We start from the raw sequence: 24,593 nt of genomic DNA on the forward strand, positions 1-24,593 counted from the left end.
GTGGATTTCACTTCCTGAGTCGATGGGGGGTTGGAGACTTTGAATTTACAATGGAGGATGGAACAATTGCCATCAAAAATTTTGGTAGGTAAGCTTTGGGATTATGCTAGCTTGATGGTTGTGTTTTTATATGTCAATCAGTGAGTGTAACTAATTCTGCTGCACTTTGGCAAAATATTATGGTTTTAGATCGCTCCCTTATGATTTCTCCTAACTTTTCTGGAATTTACCGCGGTGTCAGCGAGATTTTTCCCGATCGACCCGATTCTAACAATCCTGACGAAAATTTGGTCGAATTGCTGACCAAGGCCGATCGACCGTTGCGAGTCAAACTGGGAATCGACGCCACAGGGGCGGACATTCACTTGGGACACAGCATTTGCTTCCGCAAGCTGCGAGCTTTTCAGGATGCAGGCCACACGGCGGTACTGGTCATCGGAGATTTTACCGCAAGAATTGGCGATCCGACAGGGAAATCGGAGACGCGCGCTCAGTTGACAGCCGAACAAGTGGCCGAAAATGCTAAGACTTATTTAGACCAAGTGCGTCCGATTCTAGATTTTGACACGCCCGGACGTTTGGAAATTCGCTACAACTCGGAGTGGTTGTCAAAATTGGACATGGCGAAGATTTTGGAACTGCTAGGCACGATGACGGTGCAGCAAATGCTGGCTAAGGAAGGGTTTGACAATCGCATGGAACAGGAAAATGCGATTTTTTTGCACGAGTTTCTGTATCCGCTGATGCAGGGTTACGATTCCGTGGCCCTGGAGGCTGATGTGGAGTTGGGCGGGACTGACCAAAAGTTTAATATAGCTGTCGGGCGAGATTTGCAGCGACATTTTGGGATGAAACCGCAGTTTGGTTTGCTGATGCCGATTTTGATCGGGACTGACGGAGTGCAGAAGATGTCGAAGTCTTTGAATAATTATGTCGGTTTGTCTGAGGACCCGCTGATCATGTATTCTAAGTTGGAGAAAATTGCTGATAGTTCGATCGCCCAATATTTTGAACTATTGACAGATTTACCTCTGGATGCGTTACCGGAAAATCCGCGAGAAAAACAAAAGCTTTTGGCTGTGAATGTTGTCAGTCAGTATTATGGTTCGGAAGCAGGCGATCGGGCGCAACTCGATGCAATGGCGCTGGTGAAAGGTGCTGCGGGCGAAGCTGATGCAGTGCCGGAGTTTTCTTTGGCAACTGTACAGTTTCCTGCTAAGTTGTTTTATATTCTGAGTGCTAGTGGACTTTGCAAAAGTAGTGGCGATGGCCGGAAGTTGATGCAGGGTGGTGGGGTGAAGTTGGAGGGTGATAAAGTTTCTGATGTTAACCTCACTTTTGCATCTCCTGCTGAATTGGCAGGTAAGGTTTTGCAGGTTGGGAAAAATAAGTTTGTGCGATTGGTGTCTTGAATCTCTTTTTTAACCGCAGATGAACGCTGATAATCGAATTATTGTGGCTTTGGATGTTCCGAGTCAACCAGAGGCGATCGCCCTGGTTGACCAACTCCCGGATGTATCTTTTTGGAAAGTAGGTTTAGAGCTATTTGTGAGTTCCGGGCCGGGGATTTTGGAAATTTTAAAACAACGGGGAAAGCGGATTTTTCTGGATTTGAAATTTCACGACATCCCCAATACTGTGGCTGGGGCTTGTCGGGCTGCTGCTAAGTATAATGTGGATTTATTGACTATTCATTCTACCTGTGGTAAAGATGCTCTGAAGGCGGGGTTAGTTGCTTTGGAAGAAGGGGCTGCGGCTGTGGATAAACCGAGTCCTAAATTGATTGCAATTACTCTGTTAACCAGTTTGAATTCCCGACAGTTAGCTTTTGAGTTGAAAGTACCTTTAGAGTTGCCAGAATATGCTTTGCACATGGCATTGTTGGCTAAGGAAACGGGTTTAGCTGGTGCTGTTTGTTCACCGCAGGAAGTCGAACAGTTGCGGATGAGTTGCGGGGATGATTTTCTGTTGGTTTGTCCCGGTGTGCGTCCTAAATGGGCCGATGGAGGCGATCAAAGGCGATCGATGACTCCAAAGGCTGCTATTAATGCGGGTGCGGATTATCTGGTGATTGGGCGGCCGATTACTGCTGCGATCGATCCAGTGGCGGCTTTTGCGCGCATTTGTGAAGAGTTGGGTTGACAATAGGAATGTTTTTTTAACCGCAGATGAACGCCGATGAATGCAAATACAGCACTTTTGGTGGTATAGCCTTATTACGGAACAACAAGATTACGGAACAAAAAGACGACCAACGCCCATCCAGGTTTCGATATCCAGCAAGATTTCTAGAATGCGGTCAACACAACGATTTCGATAGACTCGATCGGCTAAAAATCGATCGGCATCCCCAATCGTAATCACAGGTAGGGAATCCACCGTATTTTCTTCTCTGATTACCTGTTCCAGGGAGTCTTCACCCTTCATGCTGCGGTTAGCTGTCAGCAAAATCATCTGATTTTCTTGAGCAAGTCTCCACACAATTCGATCGTTACTATCGATCGACAAATTCATCTGCTTGAAAGTTACAAAACGAATTGAGAGTAGATTTAACCAGCCTTGACTTGCTATATTTCCCAACAAAATCTCTGCATGACCTCCCAGATTATGATCTATCAGAAAATTCATGCTTCTAGTTCGTGTTTGGCTTTTTGCTCTCGAAGTTTGGCCCAAAGAGCCTCTGTACCGGGTTTTGGTGGCATCGCTGCAACGCGGGCATAATGTTCTCGATTGCGCTCTTCCCAGTAATGCTGAATTTCCTTAGCTTCCCTTAAAACAAGTTGATATTCTGCTTCAACTTCTGCACGATTTGCCTCAATGTAGGATAAAGCAGCGTTAATTTGATCTTCTGTTAAGTCAAATAAGCAACGGATAAACTTCGGGGGATACTGAGCAGTCAAGTAGTCCATCACATCATAGAGGGTGATGCGCGTACCCGCAATTGTCAGTCCGCGCTCTGTGCGAATGATGGTTGGTTGGTTGTTGGAGACTGAAACCATACCCATAGTTTTTGAAATAGTCTAGGAAATAACCTTTATTATAGCTTACTATCCTGTAAAGTGATATCCCAAGCTTCCGGTTCTTCAAGTTCTTCTTGCCAAGCTTATGGGCGATCGCTTAGAGTAATATAAGCTTGGTTGGCTGCTGCTAAAAAACGTGTTCTTCGGTGATGTTAAACTTTACAAGTCTCGACGCGAGATGCGGATTCTAACATTGATGCGTCTGGAGTCTCACCTTGACTAACTGCAATCTCTGTCTTTAATCCTAAAGCCTTCAGCAAACTAATAAATCGGTAAATCTCTTCTCCACCTGATACTTTCAGCAATTCCTCAAGTTTCTCCCAATTTTGTTGATTTTCGACCGCCATGATAGAGATTTTATCTTGAGCTTTAACTACGTCTCTGAGTACCGTCAGTAACAGTTCAGATTCCGGTTCTTTCTCTTCTAAAATTGCTTGAATATAAGCAGCAGCTTCTTCAATTTATTGGAGGGATTTAATCAGATAGTCATGGTAGCTATGAGTTTTAGGCATCGTTTCTACTCCTAAATTCTATCCAGTATTCTTTGGCTTTGCGAATATCTCGGTCTTGGGTACTTTTATCTCCACCGCAGAGAAGCAGTACAATAGTTGAGTCTCTTTCTCCAAAATAAACCCGGTAGCCTGGGCCGCAGTCAATTTTCAACTCAAAAACTCCCTCTCCTACTGATTTAGAGTCTCCTAAATTACCAAGAGCAACTCGCTGAAGCCTACCTTTTATTTTAGCTTTTCCTTGGCGATCGCGCAAGGAATCAAGCCACTCTTCAAAATAGATAGAAAGGCCGGGGCGGGTTTTTGAGATGGTGGGTGAAAATCAGAAATTGTTGGTGAAACCCGCCCCTACAAATAACGAACAAAAATATTATAATTGCTCTTTTAATTCATCAAATTTAGCCTTGATTGCTTGCATATCTTGCCACATATACCATTTCGGAGTTTCGGGTTCACGGGAAGGGTTTCGCAACAAGTATGATGGGTGGAAGATTGGCATACACAGGCGATTTTCCCATTCTATCCATTGACCTCGGATTTTACTGATTGGTCGCTTGTCGCTAAGCAAACCTTTGAGGGCTGTTGCACCGGTTAATAAAATGATTTTGGGGTCTAATATGCGGATTTGTTCGAGTAAGTATGGTTTGCAGGCTTCTATTTCTTTTGCTGTGGGAGGGCGGTTGTTTGGTGGGCGACATTTGATGACGTTGGCTATGAATACGTCGGTTTCTGTGTTGAGTCCTACTGATTCTAAAATCTTATCTAAAAGTTGACCCGATCGCCCAACGAAGGGCAATCCAGTTTCATCTTCGTTTTGTCCCGGCGCTTCTCCTACAATCAAGATTGAGGCTTGGGGATTGCCGCGCCCGATGACGGCGTGAGTGCGGCTGTTGCCTAATTCGCAGCGGTGACAGCGGTTGCAGTGTGTGGCGATTTCCTCGATATTTTGATAAGTGCCGGGAGGAATGGGAATTTTGACATTTGTCGGTATTGAGTCTGTCTGGAAAGTGGCGCTTTGACTGTTGTCAAACAGGCTCAGTTGCAAGTCGCTGGACATATATTTAAAGATAAGGGAGATTTTGGGGAAGCTAGAGTTTATAGTTTATATCGGGTTTGCTCCTACAGGTAGGAATATGTTCTCTAGCCCGCTGTTTGATAATCGCGCTGATGCTGGCGAAAAACTCGCTACGGCTGTTTTCGCAGAGCTCGAAAAATTGAATTTAACCTCGCCAGAGGTTGTGAAACCGATTGTTTATGCTTTGCCGCGCGGTGGTTTGCCCATCGCAGTACCCATTGCCCGTTTGTTGGGTTGTCCTTTGGATGTGGTGGTGGCGAAGAAGATTACTCGTCCTGATAATTTAGAATACGCGATCGGCGCGGCTACTGCTGATGGGGAAGTGGTGTGGCAACAAAAGCCACGCAATTTGTCTTTTCAAACTTTAGCACTCCAGCAGGCTCTCGATCGCGCCCAATCTCTACTAGCCGATTTGTCTCCGGGACGTCCAAATGTTAGCGCTGCGGGGGCTTTGGCGATTTTGGTGGATGATGGGATTGCGACGGGGATGACGATGGCTGTGGCGGCGCAGGCTTTGCGGATTCAGCAGCCGATGGCTTTGTGGATTTGCGTGCCGGTTGCACCGCAGGATTTGCTAGAATTTTTGGAGGAAATGTGCGATCGCCCGATCGTCCTAGAAACCCCAGACCCTTTTTATAGCGTCAGTCGCTTTTACGCCGAATTTCCGCAAGTCGAGACGGAAGTTGCCTTAGCGTGTTTAATGCAACAAAGTGAATGGCAATCGTCGGTTAAGCTAGAAGGTTAAATCCAAAAGTGCGATCGCTAATAAATGAGACCTTGGCAATATTGGTTGGATACTTTGATTCTATCTAGTCAGCACAATCCTCCTCGCTTTGTTGAGTTGGTGATGTTGACTTTAGCGATGATTTTGTTGGGGTTATGGACTTTCACAGGGCAATGGCCCTATTTAGCCTTGTCTCTAAGTTATATAATTGGTTCGTCTTTTTCAATTTTAGTGCGAGAATCCCTGGACCCGCGGCCTCAATTTCAGCTAACTCATATCACCGCACTTTTATTGTTAATTATCAGTTTTTATAGTTTTGCTGAATTGATTAGATAAGTAGAATGAAGAAGGAAGACGAAAGAAGGAAGACGGAAGAATGCTTATACAGCTAACTTTTTAGTCAAGTTATTACAGAGGAATTTTATCTCTGTCATCTGCTAATTAGGTTGGTGTAAAATTAGGCGATTCCCTGCGGGATCGAAGGCGTAGATTTCTAAACCGTGACTAGCTTTAATGATTTCTCCGGGGGGCGGACATCCTAGGGCCCAAATTCGGGCGATCGCCATTTCGATGTCGCTGACTTCCAAACATAAACTCATGCCTGCTTTTCCGATACCTAAAAATTCTGATTTGTTGGAATTTTTGGGTTTGAATATGCCTAATCTTAAACCCGGTAGTTGAAATTCAGCATAAGTATTAGGAATGTAAGGATTTGGCTCCAGGTCGAGAAATTTTGTGTAAAATTTAACTAGAACTTCCTTGTCGATATCTGCTAAAGTTACTAGGGCTGCGCTGTAGAGGAAACTCATATTATGATTGATGGCGATCGGTTATTTTGCATAGTATCATACTTAAAATCCTCCTAGTCGTCCAACTATTTGGATTTTACCTTGTTTATCGCCTTTGAGAATGACAGCTTCACCACTTTGTGGGACAATATCTGTAATCGCTGTAATATTGACTTGATGCGTTACCAGAATAATCGCGCCTTTTGTATTGCGGTTGTCAAGAATCAACTTGCGGATTGTCGCTGTTTGTCCCGATTCTTTACTGCTATCGCTAAAGAACGAATTCAGTGCTGGAAACGGTTCCACTTTGCCTAAATTTAGCAGTTTTGCTGTTTGCAAACACCGACACCACTGACTTGATAAAACTCTGGTAACTTTGATGTTGCGGTTGCGAAATTCGGCTCCAATTTGCTTGGCTTGGGTTTGTCCCTGTGGTGATAAATTGCGCTGGGTGGAACAGTCGCCCAACTTAAAGTTAGCAGGATCGCCGGTGCCGGGGGCGATCGCGTGTCGCATTGCTACCACCAAACCCGTATCGCCCCGTTGCAATAATCTCCACCCCGCTTGAGTTTGTGCGTTGGTTGCGGCGTCAGAATTTGCAGGTACGGTAAGGGAGGCGATCGCTAATATTAAAGCTAGCGTTCCGATCCACCATTTCCTATTGAGGTAATTTCGCGCAGCCATTGTTGCAAAAATTCAAATATATCTTATCATATTGCAATACGACAAATATTGTTCGATGGAAACCACCAATTTTATTGCTCTGTCTATCATCATTGTTGCCGTCCTGGGGATTGGCCTAGGAACAATGACTTGGGCTTACTTCGGTAAGGGTAGCGTTTCTGTGCTGTTTCAAGAACCCATTTTAAGTTTACCAGCATTTCCGGCTACGGACCCTGGCCGCCAGGCCTCTGTTTATTACCAAGAAGGGATTGAGGCCTATAAATCGGGAAATTATCGAAAAGCTAAAGACAAATTTACCAGCGCCTTAAAACTTGTTTCTACTTTGGCAGAAGCTTACCAAAATCGGGGTTTGGCTTGTGCTAACTTGCGTTCTGATGATGAAGCTGTGCAGAATTTAATTACTGCCAGTGAATTATACCAACAGCAGGGGAATGGAATTGCACTAGAGTCGCTCAAGCAAAATCTTGAAGCATTGAAACAACGCAAGTTGGAGCGGGAAAAACTGAAAGTCCAAGGAACCTAGATTGCATCCAGATTAGATTTGTCTGGTAGCTTCGATGCGATCGATTTGAGCAATTAAAATGGCTCGGCTAGGTGCAACGATGCGATAATTAGTAATTGGATCGTAAGCTTCCCATTCTTTGGTCACTTCGCTATCTTGCCAGACAAACCATTCTTTGTAAAGTTCGCCTTCATCAATATCGCCACATACCGCCAGCCAATCATCTCCTCCTAAACTACTGTAGTCTCCTCCTACTAAGTCTACCCAAGCAGCGGCGATACAATATTCTAGGTTGCTATTGGAATCCACTGTTTTATGATGGGGCTTAACTTGGTTAGACTTAAGAGAAGTTTCGGGGAGGCAAAGAGTAGAAATCATAAGTAGCTCCTGAATGTCATGTTGTTACTTTAGAAAAAATCCCTCTGTGTTAGTGACAGCAAAATGACACTATCCCAACCATCACAGTTTTTCGCTCGATCGACTCTGACACCCGATTGCACTCTATGCCTTGTGGGGTAGGGCTTGAGACTGTTTGCGAAGTACAAGCAGCCGCTGCTGAATTTAGCCAATTTGCAAACTGGCACAAGGAGCAAGCTGCGATGTATGCAGGAAGGAAGAAGGAAGAAGCAGCAACACCAATGCTTTGAGCAATTAAAAACTTCCTCAACGTTTTGGGAGTTGCTGAGGGGTGGGGAGTGGAGAATAAAGCTATACTTGATAAGTTGGGCAGTTTCCGTACAGTTCGCGAAGATTCTTGGTTAATCAGGTCAATATGCTAGAACTCCACTGTCACACAACTTATTCCGATGGTACTCTCACCCCTGGGGAACTTGTCGCGGCGGCGGCTGCGTCAGGGGTTTGTGCTTTGGCTATCACAGATCACGATACTATGTCTGGTTGGAATGAAGCTTTTGTGGCGGCCCTTTTGTACAATCTAGAAATAGTCCCCGGAGTAGAACTTAGTACAGTCCACAACGATCGCTCTTTGCACATTTTAGGTTTTTATCCCGATGCAAATAAGCTGCGCGTTCCTTTGAACGATCGCCTAGAAGGACGGTTTAGGCGATCGCAAGAAATGGTGGACAAATTAGCAGCCATGGGATACCCGATCGCATTACCAAAAACCTCCCCAGGTATGGCACCAGGAAGACCTCACCTTGCGTCTGCATTGGTAGCAGCCGGTTATGCCAAATCATCGCGGGAAGCCTTCGATCGGTGGTTGGGCGATGGTGGACCAGCTTACGTTCGTTACGAAAAATTCTCCATCGTCGAAGGTATTGATTTATTGCGGAGTAGTGGCGCAGTACCAGTGTGGGCTCACCCTTATTTATTTCGCGGCGGAGTTGTGGAAGAAGTCTTAAAAGAATTAGTAGATGCGGGTTTAATGGGAGTGGAAGTATACCATCCCAGCCACAGTTCCAGTCAGATTCAAAAATTGCAAGATTTGTGCTTGCACTATGGTTTGTTGATGACAGGTGGTAGCGACTATCACGGCCCAGAACTCGCCATAAATAAAAAAAAAGGAATTGAAAGTACCACTCTTAATATGCTGCATTTACCTTTAGAATTGCTGGAACCAGTTAAAGTTGCGGCGGCCAGTTTGAAGTAGTTTTTTAGGGTGAATTTTGCCGATAAATTTATATAAATAAATGTGAATTTCAAGTCAAGGGCTTAGTAAATAGTAGTAAGATAGTAAAAAGATTAAATTGCTTAGCGGAGTGTGCTATGAGTACAGAAGATAGAGCAAAGGCGATCGGCAAAAATGTAGAAGGTAAAGTTCAGGAAGTTTTCGGCAATATCACAGGGAACAAAAAAGACCAGGCTGAAGGTAAGGCAAAACAAGCTGAAGCTGCCGCCCGCCATGCAGCAGAAGATCTGAAAAATGCCGTGAAAAATGTGACAGACAAGGCGAAAAAGGCGATCGACAAGTTGTAGAAAATAGAGTATAGCCTTTCTCAGTTAGGTGAGGTGAGCGTGTAATGGGGAACCCCCCTGACCCCCCCTGGGGGGGAAAGGCATAGGGCATTACCAATTACCAATTACCTATTACCTATTACCTATTACCTAATTTAATTCTTGCGATCGGTTCTGGGATCGAGAGCATCCCGCAACCCATCACCCAATAAATTAAACGCCAAAACCGTGAGAATAATTAAGATCGCTGGGGGCCAAACTAACCAAGGTTGCAATACTAAAACTGAAGCATTAGTAGACAGGGAGAGCAAGTTTCCCCAAGAAGGATCGGGCTGTTGAATTCCCAACCCAATCAAACTCAAAACTGACTCCGCTACAATAAAACTAGGCACGGATAAAGTAGCAGAAATAATCACGTAAGTGGCAGTTTGGGGCAAGACATGACGGACAATAATATAAAGTGGATTTGCACCCATTGCCCTCGCTGCTTGCACGAATTCTAGTTGTTTAATGGAGAGTACTTGACCGCGAATTACCCGTGCTAAACCAGTCCAACTGATGAATGAAGTAATAATGACAATCAGGATAAATCGTTGAGCGCTTGTCAATCCCGGTGGTAGAACTGCTGCTAATGCTACTAATAAATAAAGACCGGGAATGGTCATCAATACTTCCACAAAGCGCATTAAAACACTATCAATCCAACTCCCAAAATAACCAGAAATTCCTCCGATTAACAATCCCAAAGGAAAAGAAATTGCTATTCCTACTAAACCGATGCTGAGGCTAATGCGGCTGCCGTGTACTAAGCGACTAAATTGGTCGCGAGCTTGTTCGTCCGTGCCTAACAGGTTAATTCTGGCTTCTCCCGTAGCACCAAATAGGTGTCGATCGCCTGAAATAATTCCGAACAACTTATAGGGATAACCTTTGGTAAAGAAAACCAAAGAGGAGGGTTTGCGGGTGTCTACAATTACTTGGCGATCGCCTGTATTTACATCCACGGAACCTTGGGTAGTAGGATAAATATGCGGACCAATAAATTGCCCATCTGGTGCGATGAAATGAATCTGCGTCGGCGGCAATAAGGAAGCGTTTAATAGAGAGTCGTAGGGGTCGTAAGGTGCTACAAAATCAGCTAAAATTGCGACGGTGTAAAAAATTAATAGCAACACTGCTCCCAACTTAGCTAGAGGATTATATTTCAGGTTTTGCCACCATTTCATAGTTTTTTAAATTGTTGAAGGTTAACTTTTGTTATTGGTTATTGGTTATTGGTTGTTGGTTATTGGTTATTGGTTATTGGTTATTTGTTATTGGTTATTGGTTATTGGTTATTGGTTATTGGTTGTTTGTTATGGGTTGTTTGTTATTGGTTATTTGTTAGTTTAACCATGACTCATAATTTATAACTAATGACCAATCACTCATAACCAATTACTCATGACGAATGACTAATAACTAATGACTAATGACTAATGACTAATGACTAATGACTAATGACTAATGACTAATGACTAATGACTAATGACTAATGACTAATGACTAATGACTAATGACTACTGACTACTGACTACTGACTACTGACTACTGACTAATGACTAATGACTACTGACTACTGACTACTGACTACTGACTAATAACTACTGACTAATAACTAATAACTAATGACTACTGACTACTGACTAATGACTACTGACTAATGACTACTGACTAATGACTACTGACTAATGAATATCATTTTGCTGTAATTCTTCATCGCGAAAGGGATTGTAGAAAAAGGAGCCTGTTTGGGGTGGTAATTTGGGGTTGAGTACAATTTCTACTATACTTTTTACTACCCCAGTTAACGGAATTGCTAGGATAACTCCCAATAATCCTCCCACTTTACCTCCTAACAACAAGGCTGTGAAAATAACTACCGGGCTTAATCCTGTGAGATTTCCCATGATGCGGGGAGCTACTAAGTTATCTTTGATTTGCTGAAGGGCGATCGCCACTGCTAAGACTTGCAGCGCTTGCCACCAATCAATAAACGCTACAATGATACTAACGGCTCCAATTCCCAAAGTTGCACCGATAAAGGGAATTATTTCTGTTAATCCTATAAATACCGCAAATAACAGGAAAAATGGGACTCGCAACCACCAAAAAGCTAGAGTCAGTCCTGTGGCCATAAATAGTCCCAACAGTAACTGTCCCGATACAAAGCGCTGGAGGTTTCGCTGCAAAGTTTCGGTTAAAACATAGCGAATATCTGGGGAAAAAATACTTGTCAAGCCACCCCAGACTCTTTTTCCGTCGAGCAGCATATAAAAGGAAATGACGAGAATTAGAATTAAATCCAAAAACCAGTTAACCGTACCGACAACTAACCCTAAACCAGTACCTGCGATCGCCTGTACTTGTTCTTGCACTTTAGCAGATAGTTGCTGCTCCAAAATTTCCACGTTAAAAGGCAAATTGCGATCGGCACTCCAAGTTTGGAATTCACCTAGCTGCTGTCGCCCAGACTCAAGCAATTCCGGGAGTCTCACCCCCAACTGTCTGGCTTGGCTAAACACCGGTGGTACAATAGTTAAACCAATTACTACTAATAACAAACCAGCCGTTAAGTAAACCAGAGCAGCAGCTACTCCTCGCGGCAAAAATACTTGCAGTCTTACTACTGCATAATTCAATAAAAAGGCAATTAGTCCCGCCGTTACCAAAATGCTGACCAGTTCTCCCACATAATTGATAGCAGCTAGGGTAAACCATCCGGTCACTAGCACTAGCAGCCAAGTGATTAGAAACTGTTGAGCGGGAGAAAAGAGGCTATTCATCTAAACCTCCCAGGAGACCCCCACTATATCGGTACTCCGATTAGTGGTGGGAGGAATGGGAGAGAAATTACGAAACGTTTCCTGAACATTTTTCTGCATAGCAAAAACCGTGAGGGAAACAGTTGAGTAATTTCTAACTCTTTTATTGTGCATACGAGTAACCATCCTTTTTATGAATGTGTTTACAATTTTTATGACTGATTCCTTGAACTAATCCGTTTTTAGTCGAGATGTTAAAACTCCCTGTAGCGCGAGTTGCAATTCTCCCAATATACTCACCAACTTTTTTACCATTAGTGACAGCAGCTTTAACAATGTCCCCGGTTTGAAAACTCAAGTGAAATTTAGTTCGAGAACAATGACGATTTGGAAACCCGAATTTATCTGTACGGCATGATTGCCTAGTACCATGTCCATTAGCTGTAATTAACAATGGTTTGATACCTTTAATCTTGAGAAGTGGTGTTGATTCTCCAACGCAAGCTGCATCTAGCCAATGAGTTTTAGGCAGATGCTGTTGACTGCGATTGAACTTTGTTAAACCTCCTGAACCTGTTTCTATAGGTAAGCCAGTTTCTTTCAATGCGTTCAACAATGCAAATCTGGTAGTGTTTACTGCGGCTGCATCTGCCAAGGGTTTTTGACATTGCTTCAAGATTCTTGACAACTTTAAAGGGTCTTTTTTGAGAAAATCTTTGATATCCTTAGCTCCTTTCTTGGTATTGCATTTTTCACAACTTAATGCAAGATTTGTAATCGAATTGCTACCTCCTTTTGCTCTTGGGTGAACGTGTTCTACCTGTAGTGGTAGGTCTTTAACTCCACAATAAGCACACCGCCTACCCCATTTTTCAAGTAAATATTCCCTGGTTTCGTAACCAGCTAATGTCCCTTGCTGGTATTCCTTCCCTTGTATTTTTGGATGACGCATTAACTGCATATCAAAGCGTACTAGCTCGCTGGCAATTGCTTCGATTGGTGCAAGCTTGCATAGCCGCTCGACCCAGGTTTTGATATTTTCAACGCGACTTTGCAAGCTAGGTGCTAACCATCCTTTTGGATGTGTTCTATTTAAGAATCTTGGTTGACGGTATCTGGTTTTGCGGTTTCTTCTACTGCGTCTTAATTGTCTTCTAGACGTTAAAGCATCCCGGATTGCCAAACCTCTATGCTTTAGCTCGGCAGCAAATACAACCTCGCCAGTAATATCGTTAACTATTGCAATCCCTGTTGTTTTAGCTCCGGGGTCGATTTTTAATCTTAACTGGGATACGGTCGAATCACGACGTAATTCTTTCAGGATGATTGTAAATGGGAATCTTTTAAAAATGGCTGCTTTTCCATTCCTTAATAGTTGTCTTGCTTGTGCTGAATGAATTGGGTCTAATGGTTGTTTTTCGGTATCTAAAACAAATACTTTGCACATAAAGTGCCTCCTTTCGGGTAATGTTAGCTTCGTCAATGTTTAAGGTCGGTAACTATCTCAAAAGCACTGGCTTAACCCTTTAAACCTGTTTAACTTTTAAGTTCTAGAGCAGGGGACTAGCTTCGCATCCCTTGGTAGGTCTTGAACGCTTGCCTTAAACGTAGTACGCGAGGTACTTAGACTGGTCAACTAGGCTATGAACAAGCCCCCACTATATCGGTACTCCGATTAGTGGTGGGTGGTTGACTGGGATTTTTGTCAATTAAACTGGCACAATTTTTGGGGTATATGTGCCATATTCTACACTAAACATCTGGAATATAAACTAACAATAATCAGTTCCCGATGAGACTTACTGACAAGCTTATTGATGAGTTGGTGAGAGCCAAACGGCTCCTGTAAACATAAGTAAGACCCATCGACTCCCTCTGACAATCCAGAATTCACCTACAAGCTTCCCATCTGTGCCTTCATTTTCTCCAAGGCGGCCACCCGAAATTAGACCGCAGTCCTCCAAAGGGAGGAGGCGGTACTGTTGACCTCCTCCGTTACAATGAAGTAGATATTAAGAACGCAATCTTTCTTTACAATATAAAAAACCAAAGGCTGATACCGGCGGGAGGAACTACTGTGACCCATCCAATTATTTCAGAAGCGGAAGCAACGCAACCCCTTCATCACCGACACCACAATCGCAATAGCAACGAAGCGGCGATCGTTTATGAAGATAGGATCGAAGACGAGTCTCGTCGGAAATTCGCCTCTGAGAAAGATGAACCCGAAATTTCTCTTTTAGTTCCAGAAATGGATAGCGAGGAATCAGCAGTTTGGGAAGGGGAAGAAAGAGCATCTGCGCCCAGCAAAGGCATCAAGTGGCCAGGGGTGTTGGCAGGGGTAGGTATTGGGGTAGCTGCTACACTAGCGGCAGTGCACCTGCTCCCACGCCCCAGTGCACCTCCGGCTGCTCCTGCAAAAGCTGCAACTCAAGCACCGATTGCTCAGACTGTGACAGTGGCACCGGTGGAATCAGCTCAGGTGACTCAAACTCTGGAAGCAACGGGCACTTTAGCCCCCTACGATTTACTGCCGGTACTCCCACAAGCTAATGGCTTGCAAATCAAGCAGGTGTTGGTGGCGGAAGGAGATAGGGTAGAAAAGGGTCAGGTGATGGCGGTTTTGGATGACTCGGTGTTGCGATCGCAAATTGCCGAAGCTGTTGCTAATGTACAATCTGCCACTTCTACCGTAGAACAAGCCCAAGCTCAGGTGGAGCAAGCCCAGTCTACCCAAGAAGAAGCCGAAGCCGGCGTTGCTCAAGCTCAGGCTGGCGTTGAAAAAGCCATCGCTGACGCAGAGCAAGCCAAAACAGGTGTCGGCCAAGCTCAAGCTGGTGTACAACAAGCTAAAGCTGGTGTACAACAAGCTAGAGCGGGCATTGCTTCTGCTGAGGCTAAATTACAACAGGCCCAAAGAGAGGTAAATCGTACCCAAGATTTGGCATCTCAGGGAGTAATTAGTCAGCAAGAATTAGAAAGACGTAAAACAGAGCAGCAAACGGCTGTTCAAGATTTGAACAAAACTAAAGCTGATTTAAATCGAGCTTTAGAAGAACAAAATAAAGCAGCGGAAGAAGTGCGATCGGCTCTTGCTAAAGTAGCGAATGCCGTGGCTAATATCAATACAGCTAAGGCCGCCCTCAGCAGTGCTCGTGCGAAAGTGAATACGGCGGGTTCAAGTGTCAGCAGCGCTAGAGCCAATGTCGGAAACAATGCTGCTACTGTTCGTAGCAATGATGCGCGAGTCAAACAGTTACAAACTCAATTAGAACAAACTGTAGTTCGCGCACCGGATAGTGGCACGGTGGCGGAAAGAATTGGTAGAGTTGGGGATGTTTCTTCCGGGAGCCAAAAACTGTTTTCGATTATTCGGGGAAACAAGCTGGAATTGCAATTGAAAGTGCCGGAAACTCAACTTTCCCAGGTACGCCCAGGCACAGCCGTCAATATTACTTCTGATTCTGACAAGCGGATTAAATTAGCAGGAACTGTGCGAGATATTTCGCCTCTGGTTGACCCTCAAAATCGCCAAGCTACCGTCAAAATTGATTTGCCGGAAAGTGATTTTTTGCGATCGGGAATGTTTTTGCGGGCTGCAATTGCGACAGCAACGACTCAAGGTTTGAAGGTTCCTGCTAAGGCTATTTTACCCCAAGCTGATGGTGGTGCTGTGGTTTATAAATTGGTTGGTGAGGATAAGGTGCAGGCTCAATCTGTGGAAGTTGGGGCAATTTCTGGGGGGGGTGTTGGTGATTTGACTAATGCTAAGGTGGAGATTAAAAAGGGTTTGAAGGTTGGCGATCGCGTGGTGGTTGCTGGGGCTAGTTATCTCAAGGATGGCGATCGGGTTAAGGTGGTTCAATAGTTATTGGTAAATTCAGATTTACTGTTGGCCGGGGGCGGGTTTAGATACATGGTCGATCGCCTTTATGTATGGGTGGTGAACCCGCCCCTACAAATAACAAATAACAAATAACAAATTATGTCTTTTAATATTTCAGCTTGGTCGATAAAACAACCACTTCCTACTATTATTCAGCAATTCAGTCCTTTTATCTCCTATTCAATGCTCTGTGTCCTCTGTGTTCTCTGCGGTTAAATATTTCCCTAGTGCGACGATCGGCTAAATGCTATCCTATTCACAATCCGCTAATTCAGTTTATTGCCCCCAGATTCCTGTGCAGCCACCATCTCAAATAAGTTGACATTTTATGAGTATTATGATACCAATCAATGCCGAGCAGATCGACAATTTAGATTTGTCTCCGGTACAGACAGTAATTGACCAGTGGCTAGCAGCAGGGGCGATCGCCCAAAACGAACAACAGCTACAATTTGAAATAGAGTACCCGCGCGAAGATTTAGATCCGCGAGAAATTTCCGAAATCCCAGAGGTTCGGCTCTGGTTCATTCGCTTAGATGCTTATTATCCTTGGCTCCCCTTTCTGCTAGATTGGAAAGTTGGAGAATTAGCCCGCTATGCCGCCATGTTAGTGCCGCATCAGTTCCACCGCACCGAAGGAATTCAATACAATCCTGAAGCTTTGGAAATGTTTTTGATGCACAAAATTTTTGTATTAACGGATTGGTTACATCAACAAGGAATTCCTAGCAAATCGAAGTTGATGTCGATGTCGCAAATCTTGGGCTATGACTTGGATGATGCTTTTTTTGATGTGATCTTACCGCAAAAATAGCCGATCGCACATCGAGTTTGCCAAAAATTATTCTTTCCCACCTAGAATATTAGACCAGCAACCCGAATTAGATCGCCATACAGATGAGTGTAGGCGGTTGCTACGCCAAACCCCAAACACCACTGACTCTTTGTTCTAGTTAGAAGCCCCAACTTGAGCCAAGGTCTGTTCCGGCATTACCCTGAAATCATGTGGTGTAACTATAGTTTACAATTGAGTAGTAAAGCCAAAAACACGGAAAAAAAATTTATTGATTCCGCGTAATGGAAATCCAGCCTGTTCCCCTCTTGATAAGGCGGTTGAAGCCGCCCGTGTCGCTTTTATCTCAGGTCTTTAGACACTGAGTTTCCCGCATACCGATTTTTATTATGAAAGATCTCACTCGTTATCGAAATATCGGCATCTTCGCCCACGTAGATGCAGGCAAGACCACTACAACCGAAAGAATCCTCAAGCTGACGGGTAAAATCCATAAGATTGGTGAAGTGCACGAAGGCGCGGCGACGACAGACTTCATGGAACAGGAGCAAGAGCGCGGGATTACAATTCAATCTGCTGCAACTACTTGTTTCTGGAATGAACACCAACTGAATATCATCGATACCCCAGGACACGTAGATTTCACCATTGAAGTTTACCGTTCCCTGAAAGTTCTCGATGGTGGTATTGGTGTGTTTTGTGGTTCCGGTGGAGTTGAACCGCAATCGGAAACCAACTGGCGCTATGCCAACGATTCCAAAGTCGCTCGTGTCATCTACATCAATAAGCTCGATCGCACCGGGGCAGATTTTTACCGTGTTGTCAAGCAAGTCGATAAAATTCTTGCAGCCAAGCCCATGGTCATGGTATTGCCCATCGGCATAGAAGAAAAATTCTGCGGCGTAGTCGATCTGCTAACCCGCAAAGCCTGGATCTGGGATGACTCCGGCGATCCCATGAACTATCAAATTAAAGATGTTCCTGCCGATATGGTCGATGATGTCGAAACTTGGCGCGAACAGTTGATCGAACTGGCCGTCGAGCAAGACGACGCGCTGATGGAACAATATCTCGAAGGCAATGAGCCAAGTATTGAAGACCTCAAACGCTGCATTCGCAAAGGTACTCGCGATCGCGCCTTTTTCCCCACCTATTGCGGCTCATCCTTCAAAAACAAAGGCGTACAGTTAGTTCTCGATGCAGTCGTTGACTATCTGCCAAACCCCATGGAAGTCACACCGCAACCAGAAGTAGATCTCGATGGGAATGAAACGGGCGAATTTGCCCTTGTCGATCCCAGCAGACCATTGCGCGCCCTAGCATTCAAGATCATGGACGATCGCTACGGTGCCCTAACCTTCACCCGCCTGTACTCCGGTACTTTGTCCAAGGGCGACACCGTACTCAACACCGCCACAGGCAAAACTGAGCGGATCAGCCGTTTGGTGGAAATGCACGCCAACTCTCGCGAAGAAATTGACTCTGCCCAAGCAGGTGATATTGTGGCGATCGTCGGCATGAAAAACGTCCGCACCGGACACACCATCTGCGACCCCAAAAATCCCGCCACCCTAGAACCCATGGTGTTCCCAGAACCCGTGATTTCCATTTCGGTCAAACCGAAACAAAAAGGCGGCGAAGAAAAAATGGGAGCAGCCCTCACCAAAATGGTGCAAGAAGACCCATCCTTCCACATGGTCACAGATCAAGAGAGCGGCGAAACCATTCTCAAAGGCATGGGAGAACTCCACCTCGACATCAAAGTAGACATTCTCAAGCGCACCCACGGCATCGAAGTAGAAGTTGGCGAACCCCAAGTAGCCTACCGCGAGTCGATTACCAAGCGCCTAGAAGACGATTACACCCACAAAAAGCAATCCGGTGGTTCAGGTCAATTTGCGAAAATCGGCTATGTAATCGAGCCCGGTGAGCCTGGAAGTGGCTTCCAGTTTGAGTCAAAAGTGACCGGTGGTAGTGTACCGAGAGAATATTGGCCAGCGGTCGAAAAAGGCTTTGAAAGCTGCATTGACAAAGGTGTCTTGGCTGGATTCCCTTGCTTAGACTTGAAATTCACCCTCCTAGAAGGTGGTTTCCACCCCGTTGACTCCTCAGCCATGGCCTTTGAAATTGCAGCCAAAGCAGCCTATCGGCAGTCTCTGCCCAAAGCAGGGCCTCAATTGCTCGAACCAATTATGAACGTCGATGTATTCACCCCAGATGACTACATGGGCGACGTCATCGGCGACCTCAACCGCCGCCGGGGGATGATGAAATCTCAAGAAACAGGACAGACAGGAGCACGGATCAAGGCAGACGTGCCCTTGAGCGAAATGTTTGGCTACATCAGCGACTTGCGTACCATGACTTCTGGGCGCGGACAATTCTCCATGTCCTTCTCTCACTATGCTCCTTGTCCCAGCAACATCGCTGAAGAAGTGATCAAGCAAGCCAAAGAGCGTCAAGCTGCCAAGTAGTACATTTGACTCCTGGTAGCATCTATCTGGAGTCAAACAGAAAAATCAAAGCCCCGACAACTTCTACGAAGTCGGGGATTTAATTTAGATAATAAGTACAGTGAGGTTCGACAAAAAAATATGATTGAGTCGATCGCAACACTTTCACTAACAGACTTCCTCGCTCAACCAGATATTGAATCCTCACCTGCATGGGAATTGATTTTGGGACAAGCAGTTCAAAAAACTATGCCAACCCTTTTTCATTCGCGACTACAACACAACTTGGTTAACTATATCAACGATCGGACCGATCGGTTTGAAGCGATACCAGAGTTGCGTTGCTTGGTACTTCCCTACTCGCCAGTACCAGATATAGCGATTGTAGCAGGCGATCGGCTTACCGATGAAGACGGGCCACTTAACGGCGCACCGGATTGGTTAATTGAAATTCGATCGCCGGATCAAAGCACTTTAAAATTGCAGAATAAGATCCTCCACTGCCTCATTAACGGCACGCAATTAGCATGGCTAATCGATCTCTCTCACCAACAAGTTTGGGTATGGCAGGGTGAGGAGCTACCTATAATCTGTTCTGGTGCAGATATTTTACCAGTTTTAGGTATTCTCCCGGAACTTACGGTTGATGCTGTGATGGCTATGATTCGCCGACAGTAGGCATTTTATTAGAAAACTGGGTTTAAAACCCCGTTGATAGTAATTAGGGTTTGCTGAATATACCGCATATTGCGTGGTCTGGGTTTGCGATCGGCTTATTCAGGAAGCCCCACATATTAGATAGTAGAATCACGAGTTGATTTCAACAACATCTGGATTTCTTCAATACTTAATATTGGTGAACGACGATGAATCATAGCGTGACAATTTGGGCAAACAGGACGCAAATCTTTTATAGGATCAATTTCATACTCTTGTGCAATTTCTGAAAGGGGTTTTAGATGATGAACATGAATGAAACCTTTTCCCAGTTCCCCAAAAACTTTACCAAAATTGAAATCACAAACTGAGCAACTTGAACCGTGATAATCAATACATTTTTGCCGAGCTTTAGGCTCTCGTTCAAAGGCATTGATTAAAACTTGCCGTACTGCCCCTTCACGAAATGTTTGTACTGTATCTACTTCATCAGGAAATGTTTGTACTGCATCTACTTCATCAGGAAACAATCTAGTAGTAGTTACAGATTCCTGAATCTGAAGCGGATTTTGATTTTGCCAATCCAACAAAGATTTTAGCAGTTCTTCACAAAACGGATTTTGCCAATTTTTCAAACATTTTAGGTATTCTTCAAAACGGTCTTCCTCAGCAAGAAACACATTTATTGCAGCACGAAAGATAGGAAAGAGTTCGACAAAGTTATCAATCACTGGCTGAGCTGCATCTAGGTCTTTAATAGGAAGAACTAGATGTGGACTCGTAATAGAGGTAGCTTGCCACTCTCGTTCAGGAACTAATTGCATCTTGTTAATTAACTCATCATACTCTAACTTTTCAGGTTCTCCCGGTGCAATAGCCTCAGAGTAAAGTTCATATCCACCCTGCTCCAAAATCCGAGTAACATCTTCCACATGGTTCTTCAAAACTTGGACAATCGGATTGGCTTCTAGCCCTCTTAATCCAAAAAATTTCACACATAAACTATCAGAAGTACACTCGAATCTCAGTTGAAAAATCCAAAGTTTTCCTTTTATAGCCAAGCCAGCGGTTGCTAGTTTGAAGGGCATTGTTTTCTTGGATTCAGGGCGATGAGCTGGTGTAGTCGTTATTCGGCAATCTGAGAGTACATCTGTGCCATAAACTTGGTGAATAAGGTCACAAGCTTGTTCAATAAGTATTTTAAGCTTAGGGACAAGTAATTCTTGTAGCTTATCAGCACGCTCTCGATTGTCTTCGACTGAGAAGAGATATTGTTCAGCAGACCCTATCAGTGGCAAGTCAACGATTTGTGACAATTTATATTTATTCTTCGACATTACAAGTCCAACGAAAACTAATCGATATTTTAGTATTTTCTCGACATATCCTGAAATAGGTCATGCTTCCCCAACTCCTAAAACTTGTGCTACGGTGAGTTTCAGATCGGGAAAAGTTGTTGAGACGATCGCATTGCTTCCTTGAAAAACAGCTTCTTCATACATTCCATCTACCCATATCAGCACGGTAACTTTTGCTTGACTGGGGTCAACGATCCAGTATTCAGGAATTCCCCGTGCGGCATATTCCGATCGCTTGTAGCGGTAGTCTCGATCTTCATTCACTTTACCCGGAGAAACCACCTCAACCACTAATGCAGGTGGTGGCATATCCTGTGTAATTGTAGCTCGTCTGCCATCGATCGCCGCGAATAATTCTTCTGTTAATATCATCAAATCTGGCAAACGAACACGAGTCCGTTGACCCATTACCACAATCTCCGTATCTTTGCAACAGATCAGATAAAAAGGAACGAGTTTGAGAAATTCTGACAGCAAATAAATGGCAATTCGGTTATTTCGATTCGTTTCTGGAGGCATTTCAACTAATTCTCCGTCTATGAGTTCATATTTGGTGTCTGTCCCATCGTCATAAACAAGGTATTCTTCTAGTGTGAGTTTTTTAGTCGCTGTGGTTGTCGTCATGGCGATCGCCCTTACCAATCTCTGTATTTAAACCTATGTCAATTATAATGTTCAGTTCCACATCCTGCCTAACTCATGATTGAATCCAGATTTTTCAATCCTTAATTTGAATAGGACTTGGGTTTTAAGCAACGGAGGAGACGGCTTTTGGAGTGTCCCTACATGATTATTTGGGGTAGGGAAACGGCAATGCCGTGTCCGATTTCTTAAGTTTTTCTGTATAAGTTCTGTTGATTTTTTCTAATCCTGTGATAATAATAAACAAGCTGCACTAAATTATTACTTAAGGGGAATTTGAATGAACGTTTTGCTTGTCTATCCACAATTTCCCAAAAGTTTCTGGTCTTTTGAGAAAACCCTAGCTTTACTCAATCGATCGGCAATGTTGCCACCTCTAGGTTTAGTCACAGTAGCTGCCATTCTGCCACAAGATTGGCAATTTAAGTTAGTCGATCGCAACGTCCGTCCAGTGACGGAGGACGAGTGGGCCTGGACAGACTTAGTGATTCTGTCCGCAATGATTGTCCAAAAAGAAGATTTACTCATCCAAATTCGGGAAGCAAAGCAGAGAAATAAGCAAGTTGCCGTAGGTGGACCCTATCCCACAGCATTACCCGACGAAGCAAAAATGGCCGGTGCTGACTATCTAATTTTAGATGAAGGTGAAATTACCCTACCATTATTTGTAGAGGCGATCGCCAACGGAGTCACTTCAGGCATCTTCCGAGCAGGTGGCGAAAGACCCGATGTCACCGGCACACCAATCCCCAGATTCGACTTACTAGAATTTGAAGCCTACGCCGAAATGTCAGTCCAATTCTCACGAGGTTGTCCCTTCCAGTGCGAATTTTGTGACATTATCGTCCTCTATGGTCGTAAACCACGAACCAAAAACCCTGAACAAATTATTGCAGAACTCGATCGCCTTTATGAACTCGGTTGGCGGCGTAGCATTTTCATGGTTGACGACAACTTCATCGGCAACAAACGCAACGTCAAACTATTCCTAAAAGAACTTCTACCCTGGATGGTAGAACATCAATATCCATTTTCCTTTGCCACAGAAGCTTCCGTAGATTTAGCCAACGACCAAGAATTAATGGATGCCATGGTCGCCTGTAACTTTGGTTCTGTCTTTTTAGGCATTGAAACACCAGATGAAGAAAGCCTAGCCCTGACTCAAAAATACCAAAATACCAGGAGTTCTCTCAGCGAAGCAGTCGAAAGAATTACTCGCACAGGTATCCGAGTCATGGCAGGATTCATCATCGGATTTGATGGAGAAAAGCCAGGAGCAGGTGCACGAATTGTCCAGTTTGTAGAGCAAACATCAATTCCCACAGCTCTGTTTAGTATGCTGCAAGCCCTTCCTGATACAGCACTCTGGCATCGGTTAGCAAAGGAAGGAAGATTACGCAAAGAATCCGCTAATATCAATCAGACAACTTTAATGAACTTTGTGCCGACAAGACCCCTCGAAGACATTGCTCAGGAGTATATTGAAGCATTCTGGGAATTATATGAGCCAAAGCGTTTTCTCGATCGCACTTACCGCCACTATCGCCTTTTAGGAGAAGCCACCTATCCCAAAAAAGGCAAAGGTAGTAGCAAAAAAGTTAACTGGGTCACAATCAGGGCGCTACTGACAATTTGCTGGCGACAAGGCGTACTGCGCACCACACGCTGGCAATTTTGGAGCCATTTGTTCAGTATGTACTACCATAACCCCGGTGGTGTCAGCAGCTATCTCTCCGTTTGCGCCCAAATCGAGCATTTCTTCGAGTATCGTCAGATTGTCCGCGATGAAATTGAAGCACAAGTGGCTGAGTTTCTAGCGACTAAAGTTGAACCAATTAACTCAGATGAAAAGATGGCAGTGATTTAATTTTGGCTTGAACAATTAGACTAGGGAGCGCTTACACCCATAGATTCTAGCGCCCTAGGCAAAGAATTCACGTAGATTTGGGTGCTAGTCAGAGCCAAAGCTCTGGCTTGTTTTTTGACATCAAGTTCTTCGATGTTTACTTAAGTAAGTGTCACCCAAAAAATACACTAACATCTGAGAAAATACACTTAGGAATAAATACTTACACCAGCACTCAAAATTATCAGTAACCACCTCATCAAAAATTATGGTATGATACATTTAATTTTTGCGCTCAAAATTTTAGTTTCAATAAATAATTGCTCGATTGCGATCGATTATTAACAATAAGCGATCGGTATAATTGGAGGCAGTTAAAATGTATGGTTTAGTGAATCGTGCGATTCAAGACATGGTATGCGATATGTTTGATGAAGCTACTTGGGAAAAAATCAAACAGAAAGCGGAAGTAATAGAGCAGCAATTTCTGATTTTAGAAGCTTATCCCGATGATTTGACTCATCGTCTAGTTAAATCGGCTAGTCAAGAGCTAGGCTTATCTAGTGCAGAAATTATGCAAGCCTTTGGTGAATACTGGGTTAAATTTACGGCTACTGCGGGTTATCAAGAAATACTAGATATGGCGGGAGATACATTACCGGAATTTCTCGAAAATCTCGATGATTTACATACTCGGATTGGGGTGCAATTCCCTAAATTGCAACCACCATCTTTTGAATGTACAGAAGTTGCCGAAAATGTGATAGACCTGCATTATCAGTCTACACGGGAAGGTCTGGCACCCATGGTAGTCGGGTTAGTCAAGGGTTTGGGCGATCGCTTCCACACAGCAGTTGATATCACCCAAACTGAATCCCGTGAAGCAGGATGCGAACGTGACACATTTCGGATTGAATACAGAGCCGAATAGACTCCAA

Annotated in this window: 26 protein-coding genes; 13 read left to right on the top strand and 13 right to left on the bottom strand. The window is 44.2% G+C overall.

Annotation, left to right across the window (positions count from 1 at the left end; translation table 11 throughout):
• The first annotated feature begins 179 nt into the window (after positions 1-179).
• Together tyrS and pyrF are read left to right on the top strand one after the other, a co-directional pair.
• The gene (tyrS, locus tag AAFP14_RS15190; protein WP_341733082.1) at positions 180-1,412 is read left to right on the top strand and encodes a tyrosine--tRNA ligase; all 1,233 of its coding nucleotides are present in this window, start codon (positions 180-182) and stop codon (positions 1,410-1,412) included.
• Between the two features lie 19 nt (positions 1,413-1,431).
• Entirely contained in the window at positions 1,432-2,142 is a 711-nt protein-coding gene (pyrF, locus tag AAFP14_RS15195) for an orotidine-5'-phosphate decarboxylase (RefSeq protein ID WP_341733083.1), read from the top strand.
• A gap of 90 nt (positions 2,143-2,232) precedes the next feature.
• Here pyrF and AAFP14_RS15200 read toward each other — a convergent pair whose 3' ends face one another.
• From AAFP14_RS15200 to AAFP14_RS15220, 5 genes are all read right to left on the bottom strand, one after another.
• Positions 2,233-2,628, bottom strand: a complete 396-nt coding sequence (locus AAFP14_RS15200) for an ACP S-malonyltransferase (RefSeq protein ID WP_341733084.1) — start codon at positions 2,626-2,628, stop codon at positions 2,233-2,235.
• Positions 2,625-2,999: a DUF433 domain-containing protein gene (locus AAFP14_RS15205; protein ID WP_341733085.1), complete on the bottom strand. Its 375-nt coding sequence runs from the start codon at positions 2,997-2,999 to the stop codon at positions 2,625-2,627. The genes AAFP14_RS15200 and AAFP14_RS15205 overlap by 4 nt, the downstream gene beginning before the upstream one ends.
• A gap of 173 nt (positions 3,000-3,172) precedes the next feature.
• A complete protein-coding gene (locus AAFP14_RS15210; protein WP_341733086.1) occupies positions 3,173-3,367 on the bottom strand; it encodes a hypothetical protein in 195 nt (64 codons plus the stop codon).
• A gap of 157 nt (positions 3,368-3,524) precedes the next feature.
• Positions 3,525-3,839: a type II toxin-antitoxin system RelE/ParE family toxin gene (locus tag AAFP14_RS15215; protein ID WP_341733134.1), complete on the bottom strand. Its 315-nt coding sequence runs from the start codon at positions 3,837-3,839 to the stop codon at positions 3,525-3,527.
• Between the two features lie 60 nt (positions 3,840-3,899).
• Positions 3,900-4,586, bottom strand: coding sequence for a uracil-DNA glycosylase (locus tag AAFP14_RS15220; RefSeq protein WP_341733087.1), 687 nt, complete (start codon positions 4,584-4,586; stop codon positions 3,900-3,902).
• Positions 4,587-4,662: 76 nt separating this feature from the next.
• Between AAFP14_RS15220 and AAFP14_RS15225 the strand changes: the two genes are divergently transcribed.
• Positions 4,663-5,349, top strand: coding sequence for a phosphoribosyltransferase (locus AAFP14_RS15225; protein ID WP_341733088.1), 687 nt, complete (start codon positions 4,663-4,665; stop codon positions 5,347-5,349).
• Between the two features lie 416 nt (positions 5,350-5,765).
• Here the strand turns inward: AAFP14_RS15225 and AAFP14_RS15230 are convergent, their stop codons facing one another.
• Both AAFP14_RS15230 and AAFP14_RS15235 read right to left on the bottom strand, forming a co-directional pair.
• Positions 5,766-6,137 carry a VOC family protein gene (locus AAFP14_RS15230; RefSeq protein ID WP_341733089.1) on the bottom strand — a complete coding sequence of 124 codons (372 nt, stop codon included), beginning with the start codon at positions 6,135-6,137 and terminating at the stop codon, positions 5,766-5,768.
• 42 nt (positions 6,138-6,179) lie between these two features.
• On the bottom strand, positions 6,180-6,800 hold the full coding sequence (locus tag AAFP14_RS15235; RefSeq protein ID WP_341733090.1) for a histidine phosphatase family protein: 621 nt from the start codon (positions 6,798-6,800) through the stop codon (positions 6,180-6,182).
• 55 nt (positions 6,801-6,855) lie between these two features.
• Here AAFP14_RS15235 and AAFP14_RS15240 point away from each other — a divergent pair, with 55 nt between their 5' ends.
• Positions 6,856-7,323 carry a tetratricopeptide repeat protein gene (locus tag AAFP14_RS15240; protein WP_341733091.1) on the top strand — a complete coding sequence of 156 codons (468 nt, stop codon included), beginning with the start codon at positions 6,856-6,858 and terminating at the stop codon, positions 7,321-7,323.
• A gap of 12 nt (positions 7,324-7,335) precedes the next feature.
• On the opposite strand, the gene AAFP14_RS15245 is transcribed toward AAFP14_RS15240, so the two are convergent.
• Positions 7,336-7,680: a hypothetical protein gene (locus AAFP14_RS15245; RefSeq protein WP_341733092.1), complete on the bottom strand. Its 345-nt coding sequence runs from the start codon at positions 7,678-7,680 to the stop codon at positions 7,336-7,338.
• Positions 7,681-7,805: 125 nt separating this feature from the next.
• Between AAFP14_RS15245 and AAFP14_RS15250 the strand changes: the two genes are divergently transcribed.
• The 3 genes from AAFP14_RS15250 to AAFP14_RS15260 all read left to right on the top strand — a co-directional run bounded on the left by AAFP14_RS15250 (position 7,806) and on the right by AAFP14_RS15260 (position 9,237).
• A complete protein-coding gene (locus AAFP14_RS15250; RefSeq protein ID WP_341733093.1) occupies positions 7,806-7,949 on the top strand; it encodes a hypothetical protein in 144 nt (47 codons plus the stop codon).
• Between the two features lie 125 nt (positions 7,950-8,074).
• Positions 8,075-8,911 carry a PHP domain-containing protein gene (locus AAFP14_RS15255; RefSeq protein ID WP_341733094.1) on the top strand — a complete coding sequence of 279 codons (837 nt, stop codon included), beginning with the start codon at positions 8,075-8,077 and terminating at the stop codon, positions 8,909-8,911.
• 116 nt (positions 8,912-9,027) lie between these two features.
• Positions 9,028-9,237: a CsbD family protein gene (locus tag AAFP14_RS15260; protein ID WP_341733095.1), complete on the top strand. Its 210-nt coding sequence runs from the start codon at positions 9,028-9,030 to the stop codon at positions 9,235-9,237.
• Positions 9,238-9,371: 134 nt separating this feature from the next.
• On the opposite strand, the gene AAFP14_RS15265 is transcribed toward AAFP14_RS15260, so the two are convergent.
• From AAFP14_RS15265 to iscB, 3 genes are all read right to left on the bottom strand, one after another.
• Complete coding sequence (locus AAFP14_RS15265; protein ID WP_341733096.1) at positions 9,372-10,442, bottom strand: ABC transporter permease; 1,071 nt, start codon at positions 10,440-10,442, stop codon at positions 9,372-9,374.
• A gap of 501 nt (positions 10,443-10,943) precedes the next feature.
• A complete protein-coding gene (locus tag AAFP14_RS15270; RefSeq protein ID WP_341733097.1) occupies positions 10,944-12,041 on the bottom strand; it encodes an AI-2E family transporter in 1,098 nt (365 codons plus the stop codon).
• A 142-nt stretch (positions 12,042-12,183) separates the two neighbouring features.
• On the bottom strand, positions 12,184-13,467 hold the full coding sequence (gene iscB, locus AAFP14_RS15275; RefSeq protein WP_341733098.1) for an RNA-guided endonuclease IscB: 1,284 nt from the start codon (positions 13,465-13,467) through the stop codon (positions 12,184-12,186).
• 630 nt (positions 13,468-14,097) lie between these two features.
• Here iscB and AAFP14_RS15280 point away from each other — a divergent pair.
• The 4 genes from AAFP14_RS15280 (at position 14,098) to AAFP14_RS15295 (ending at position 19,830) form a co-directional block, all read left to right on the top strand.
• A complete protein-coding gene (locus AAFP14_RS15280) occupies positions 14,098-15,888 on the top strand; it encodes an efflux RND transporter periplasmic adaptor subunit (RefSeq protein WP_341733099.1) in 1,791 nt (596 codons plus the stop codon).
• A gap of 346 nt (positions 15,889-16,234) precedes the next feature.
• Positions 16,235-16,720: a CRR6 family NdhI maturation factor gene (locus AAFP14_RS15285; RefSeq protein WP_341733100.1), complete on the top strand. Its 486-nt coding sequence runs from the start codon at positions 16,235-16,237 to the stop codon at positions 16,718-16,720.
• 368 nt (positions 16,721-17,088) lie between these two features.
• Positions 17,089-19,173 carry an elongation factor G gene (fusA, locus tag AAFP14_RS15290; RefSeq protein ID WP_341733101.1) on the top strand — a complete coding sequence of 695 codons (2,085 nt, stop codon included), beginning with the start codon at positions 17,089-17,091 and terminating at the stop codon, positions 19,171-19,173.
• Between the two features lie 120 nt (positions 19,174-19,293).
• Positions 19,294-19,830: a Uma2 family endonuclease gene (locus tag AAFP14_RS15295; protein WP_341733102.1), complete on the top strand. Its 537-nt coding sequence runs from the start codon at positions 19,294-19,296 to the stop codon at positions 19,828-19,830.
• Between the two features lie 116 nt (positions 19,831-19,946).
• On the opposite strand, the gene AAFP14_RS15300 is transcribed toward AAFP14_RS15295, so the two are convergent.
• Together AAFP14_RS15300 and AAFP14_RS15305 are read right to left on the bottom strand one after the other, a co-directional pair.
• Positions 19,947-21,125, bottom strand: a complete 1,179-nt coding sequence (locus AAFP14_RS15300) for an HNH endonuclease (protein WP_341733103.1) — start codon at positions 21,123-21,125, stop codon at positions 19,947-19,949.
• Positions 21,126-21,206: 81 nt separating this feature from the next.
• On the bottom strand, positions 21,207-21,791 hold the full coding sequence (locus AAFP14_RS15305; protein ID WP_341733104.1) for a Uma2 family endonuclease: 585 nt from the start codon (positions 21,789-21,791) through the stop codon (positions 21,207-21,209).
• Positions 21,792-22,089: 298 nt separating this feature from the next.
• Between AAFP14_RS15305 and AAFP14_RS15310 the strand changes: the two genes are divergently transcribed.
• Positions 22,090-23,676, top strand: a complete 1,587-nt coding sequence (locus AAFP14_RS15310; protein ID WP_341733105.1) for a B12-binding domain-containing radical SAM protein — start codon at positions 22,090-22,092, stop codon at positions 23,674-23,676.
• 358 nt (positions 23,677-24,034) lie between these two features.
• The gene (locus tag AAFP14_RS15315) at positions 24,035-24,586 is read left to right on the top strand and encodes a heme NO-binding domain-containing protein (RefSeq protein WP_341733106.1); all 552 of its coding nucleotides are present in this window, start codon (positions 24,035-24,037) and stop codon (positions 24,584-24,586) included.
• The last annotated feature ends 7 nt before the right edge of the window (positions 24,587-24,593 follow it).

This window comes from Microcoleus sp. EPA2, from assembly GCA_020882975.1.
Classification (GTDB): Bacteria; Cyanobacteriota; Cyanobacteriia; order Cyanobacteriales; family Microcoleaceae; genus Microcoleus.